Source organism: Streptomyces sp. AK010 (assembly GCF_014207295.1).
GTDB classification, from domain to species: domain Bacteria; phylum Actinomycetota; class Actinomycetes; order Streptomycetales; family Streptomycetaceae; genus Streptomyces; species Streptomyces massasporeus.
Window position 1 is genome coordinate 1 of record NZ_JACHCX010000053.1, and the last position, 4,649, is coordinate 4,649.

General features: G+C 66.6%; 3 protein-coding genes and 2 pseudogenes. 3 read left to right on the top strand and 2 right to left on the bottom strand.

Features of this window, described 5'->3' with window-relative positions; genetic code table 11:
• Positions 1 to 78: 78 nt before the first annotated feature.
• The gene (locus HDC93_RS37430; RefSeq protein ID WP_185015222.1) at positions 79 to 840 is read right to left on the bottom strand and encodes a terpene synthase family protein; all 762 of its coding nucleotides are present in this window, start codon (positions 838 to 840) and stop codon (positions 79 to 81) included.
• A 1,138-nt stretch (positions 841 to 1,978) separates the two neighbouring features.
• On the opposite strand from HDC93_RS37430, the gene HDC93_RS37435 reads away from it, so the two are divergent.
• From HDC93_RS37435 to HDC93_RS39885, 3 genes and pseudogenes are all read left to right on the top strand, one after another.
• Entirely contained in the window at positions 1,979 to 2,230 is a 252-nt protein-coding gene (locus HDC93_RS37435; RefSeq protein WP_311774740.1) for a transposase, read from the top strand.
• 379 nt (positions 2,231 to 2,609) lie between these two features.
• Entirely contained in the window at positions 2,610 to 3,416 is an 807-nt protein-coding gene (locus tag HDC93_RS37440) for a transposase (protein WP_311774741.1), read from the top strand.
• Positions 3,417 to 3,442: 26 nt separating this feature from the next.
• Positions 3,443 to 3,568 (top strand): annotated as a pseudogene (locus HDC93_RS39885) (3-oxoadipate enol-lactone hydrolase); the annotation flags it as partial.
• A gap of 584 nt (positions 3,569 to 4,152) precedes the next feature.
• Here HDC93_RS39885 and HDC93_RS37445 read toward each other — a convergent pair.
• Positions 4,153 to 4,594, bottom strand: a pseudogene (locus tag HDC93_RS37445) (transposase); the annotation flags it as partial.
• Positions 4,595 to 4,649: the final 55 nt, after the last annotated feature.

Here is a 4,649-nt window from a genome sequence, read left to right on the forward strand (position 1 = left end):
ACGAGCAGCAGAGTGCCGAGCAGCAGGACTCACCGCATCAACAACTGTCCCTTTTCATCCGTACGCGGGTGGGGACGTTCACGTGTACGCCGACACAGCGGCCCGTGCACGGGCCGCAGGCAGGGAGCAGCCGTCCTGCCGGGCGAGAACTGTCACCAGATTGTCCTGACCGGCAGCCGCGTCGTCGGCCGCCGAGGCCAGATCATTCGCCCATCCCGCCACATCGGCCAACGCCTGCCGTAGCTCGCCCAGTCGGGCACTGACCTGCGGACACTCCACCAGCGGAGCATTGCCGGTGCGTTCCAGCACATCGAGAAGCGGAAGCAGGGTGATCGTTCGGCGGCGCAACCGCACATACGGCTCAAGGGACAGTCGGACACCGTGGCGGCGCAGGGCCACTTCCTCCTCGGTCGCATCCAAGAAGTCGGTGTAATCCGCGGTGAAACGCTCCCTCCACTGGGCGGACATCCCCTCGGCCGTGCGCTCCCACAGCCCTCTCAGCACTGCGGCATACGGGGCCGTTGCCGCGGACATCAGACCACCGCCGGCGGTCAGGATTTCACGCAAAGGAGCAGTCAACTCCTCCACCTCCCCGGTGACCACCCCCATGCCTCGCCGGTCGATCAGGTCGTCCACCCAGCAGATGAACACCGCCCACTGGGCCGTCAGCGCCACGTCCTGGGCGCCGGCCCGCGGCAGAGCCCATTCAGCGAGTGCCTCCAACCTCATCGCGGCAAGTCGCCGCTGCTCAACCTCATCCCCCACCAGTCCCACTGCCCGAGCCCACCGCAGCACCATCCCGGGCCTGGAACTGCCCGAACCTGTCTGCGGGGCGTCCATGCCTCCACGGTGACCGAACCGATTCCCGGGCGGCAGGCCAGGCGCCTGAATTAACCCATATGGATGATCACCGCCTACCCCTATCCCTTATTCGGGAGGCGACGGCAGAAGAACGGCACCCCAGGGCTCGGCAGAAAGACCGGTGCCTGTGACGTGGATGCTGCCGGAGCCGGTGCTGTGCATTCCGGTGCCCAGGCCGGCCCAGGCGGGAGAACCGCCGTGGACGGGTTGAGGCAGCCTCGTCTGTATCCCTCGGCGAGGGGGCTGTTGCTCATGACGCTCGTTGTACTGCGGGCCGTGAAATGGGCTCTGACCTGTGCCCCAACGAACTTCGCCGAAGCCGACATCTTCCCGATGACTCATCATGTGGAATCAGCAGCCACACCGGCCTTCGGGGGTGGCTGACTCCCGTGCCCGACCTCGGTGCTGGCAAGTCGCGGGCCGGAACGGGGACCGTGCTGCCGGGCTGTGGCTCGGGCGTCGATGATGCCGCGGACGATAAAGGGCTCCCGTTCCTGATGGGTCCGACGAGCTGAGCCCGGAGTGAGAGGCAGGGAGGAGGAGCCACATTGGGGGTTGAGGTTGGTGGCGATTCCGATGAGGGTGCCGTTCTGGTAGAGGGCCATTTTGCCGGGGCTGAGGTCTCCCAGACGGGCGCTCGGAAGGTGGCGACGAGGTAGGTCCCAGGTCTTGCCCCTGGCGACACCTGATCGTGCCGCTCGCCTTCGTGTGCTGTTGTGCTCGGCCGGGATCAGGTTCGGGGTGTTGCATGCAGGGGATTGAGCATGTCCTGCGGTTCCCGGGCGATAGCGAGATGGGGGCGGGAGGATGGGTGGGTGCTGTCCCGGGCCCATGGCCTGACTCATGATATTTCTGACCGAAGTGTCTCGATCACACGGTGTCGGCTGTTGGTCGGGGACGGTGCGTTGCCGGTGCCGGGCTGGCGGGGTGTGTCCCGATAGGGGCCTGTCGATAGCTGTGGCGTCCTCACGATTCTGACCGTCCAATGCGGCCCGGTACCGGTAACGCGATACGCCATCGGACGGGAAGGGGAACGGGCATGTGCAGTTCGACACTGCCCGGAACGACGCCTGTTGCGCGGGCTCGCCGTCGCCCTGTGGGGGAGGTGGTGCTGGGTGTGGACACGCACCGGGATGCCCATGTGGCTGCGGTGCTCTCCTTGGCGGGGGCGGTGCTCGCCACTGACGAGTTCCCGGCCACCGCGGCTGGATACCGCGATCTGCTGAAGTGGGCGAGGAAGTGGGGAAGCGTGGGGCGGGCCGGCGTGGAGGGGACCGGCTCCTATGGGGCGTCCCTGTCCCGCTATCTGCTGGCCCAGGCCCGCGTTCGACGTAATTCGTCTCACCTGGAGGCGGGAAGTGCCAGCTGACCTGCAGACTCTCCACCTGCGGCTTGAATCGCCCGTGTCTCTAGGCATAGAGACACGGGCAGGTTAGCGACCTGGCCGATCGGGCCGGCGGCCCGACAATGGGCCGAAGAATGGAGGGCGCAAACCATTCTGAAGCGGGGCAAGTTGACGACCTCAGGGCGAGGTCCGTGATCGACGCTCTATCGTCGATCACGGGGCGGCTTGGAGGCGACGGGCGGCCAGGCCCTCGGAGACCGCACCGGAGAGCCTCGCCACCTGCGGAAACGCGAGCGCCTAGAGCAACGACCTGCGGCAGCCGAGAAGGTGAAACCGCAGGCCAGAAGGCGTGCCGTGGCTCCAGGGGCTCCGAATTACGTCGAACCCCGGCCAGGGCGTGCACGTGTTCGACGTGAACTGGATGGACCGGGCGGATCGTCGGCGGCGCGGTAAATCGGATCCGCTCGATGCCCAGAACGCGGCGCGAGCCGTGTTGAGCGGGCGGGCCCGTGCCCGGGCCAAAGCGGGCGACGGGCCGGTGCAGATCGCGAGAATGTACAAACTCACGAAAGTGTCGGCCGTGAAAGCCCGCACGCAGGCCATCAATCAGCTCAAGGGCGTACTCGTCACTGCGGATCCCGTCTTGCGGGAGGAGCTGGCCTTACTGGGCAATGCCCAACTCTTCCGTACCTGCGCACAGTTCACCGATACGCATGGTCGCGAGGAGGTCGGCGCGGAGTCGGTGGTGCAGGCCACCCGGATCACGCTGGGCCTGCTGGCGCGCCGGATCGGCCAGCTCTCCGAGGAGATCCGGGACGTGGAGGCTCGTCTTGCCAGGCTCGTGAAATGCCACGCCCCGCAGCTGCTCGACGTGGTGGGGGTCGGTCCGGACACGGCCGTCGCCTTGCTGATCACGGTGGGGGACAACCCGGAACGCCTGGACAGTGAGGCGTCCTTCGCCGCCCTGTGCGGGGTCAGTCCTGTCGAGCGTTCCTCGGGACGCCGGCAGTTCCGTCGCCTCAATCGTGGTGGCGATCGTCAGGCAAATGCCGCGCTCCATCGCATCGTGTTCACCCGCCTGCGGGTCGACCCGCGCACTCAGGACTACTACGAGCGCCGGATCAAGGAGGGCAAGACCCGGCGCGAAATCGTCCGTTGCCTCAAACGCTACGCTGCTCGGGAGGTCTTCCACCTGGTCAAACAGCTATAGCCAAGACCCCGCTTATAGGGGCTGTCGTGACAGATGAGAGGCTCAGACGGGTGAGCGAGACACCACCGAACACCCTGCAATACCGCTTTGACGGGCCAGAAGACGCTCCCGTCCTGATCTTGGGTCCCTCACTGGGTACCACATGGCACATGTCGTAGAAGTCGTCCTGGGGCGTCCAGTTGGTCCAGTGCGAGCGCTTAAGTCCAGGTCAGAGCACTGTGACGTGGGAGCGTCCTTGGGGCTCGTGACAGCGGCGTGACAGAAGACGCGCTGCAGAACCCCGCTGGCCCCGGCGGGGGTTCTCTGTTCGGGTACCTGGCGGCCCATTGCGCTGGGGAGCGAATGCGGGCGGCGGGTACTGGGGGCGCTGCCGCTGGCGAGCGGACCGGAAGAGACGGGGGACGACGGCCGGGGCGGCCGAACGGTTCGCGGTGGACTGGACGCAGGCGGGCACGGCCTGTTGGCCCCAGGTCCCGCTGCCCTTCCTGGTGAAGGGCTCAAGGTCGGCGGGGCTGGGCTTGGGTGGCGTGTGGGTATCGGCACTGAGCTCGTTGTAGTCATCGGCGCTCAGCGCCTCGATGTCCATGGGCACAGCCTGCCAGCTGTTCCACGCCGGATGGATGTGTCGCTCAACAGGTGAAAGCACCGGGGCCAAGATGACGACCGGGCCGAGATGTAACAGCCCAGATCACAGCCGGTGGATGCAACCGGCCAAGAGACTGAGCGACCAATCGTCCATTTCCGTGGCGTCCTTCGGGATCACGCCGAAGACGTTGCGCAGGAAATGAACCCGGCAGCGCTGGTAGGCCGCGCCGATCATGACCTTGCGGATCGCCTTGACCAGGCCCGAGTGGTGGTCGCCGAGCACGAGCCGGACATCGTCCAGGCCGCGTTCGCGCAGGTGGCGCAGGAACTGGGTCCAGAACACCTCTCGCTGTCGCCGACCATCACTCCCAGCACCTCGCGGCCGCCGTCTCGGTGATGCCGGTGGCGATCGCCACGGTCCGCGAGACGATCTGGTGCGCGACCCGTGCCTTGCAGTAGGTCGCATCGAGGTAGACGTAGGGGAAGCGGGTGTGGTCCAGGGGCCGGCCGCGGAACGCGGTCAGCTGGGTGTCCAGGTCCGCGCAGATCCGTGAGAAGCCGTTGTCTTTCCGGACGCGATCGTTGAGTTTCCGCTGATCAGGCATGGTGTCGGTGTCGCCGAGGGAGGGTTCGGACGTTCAGTTCGTT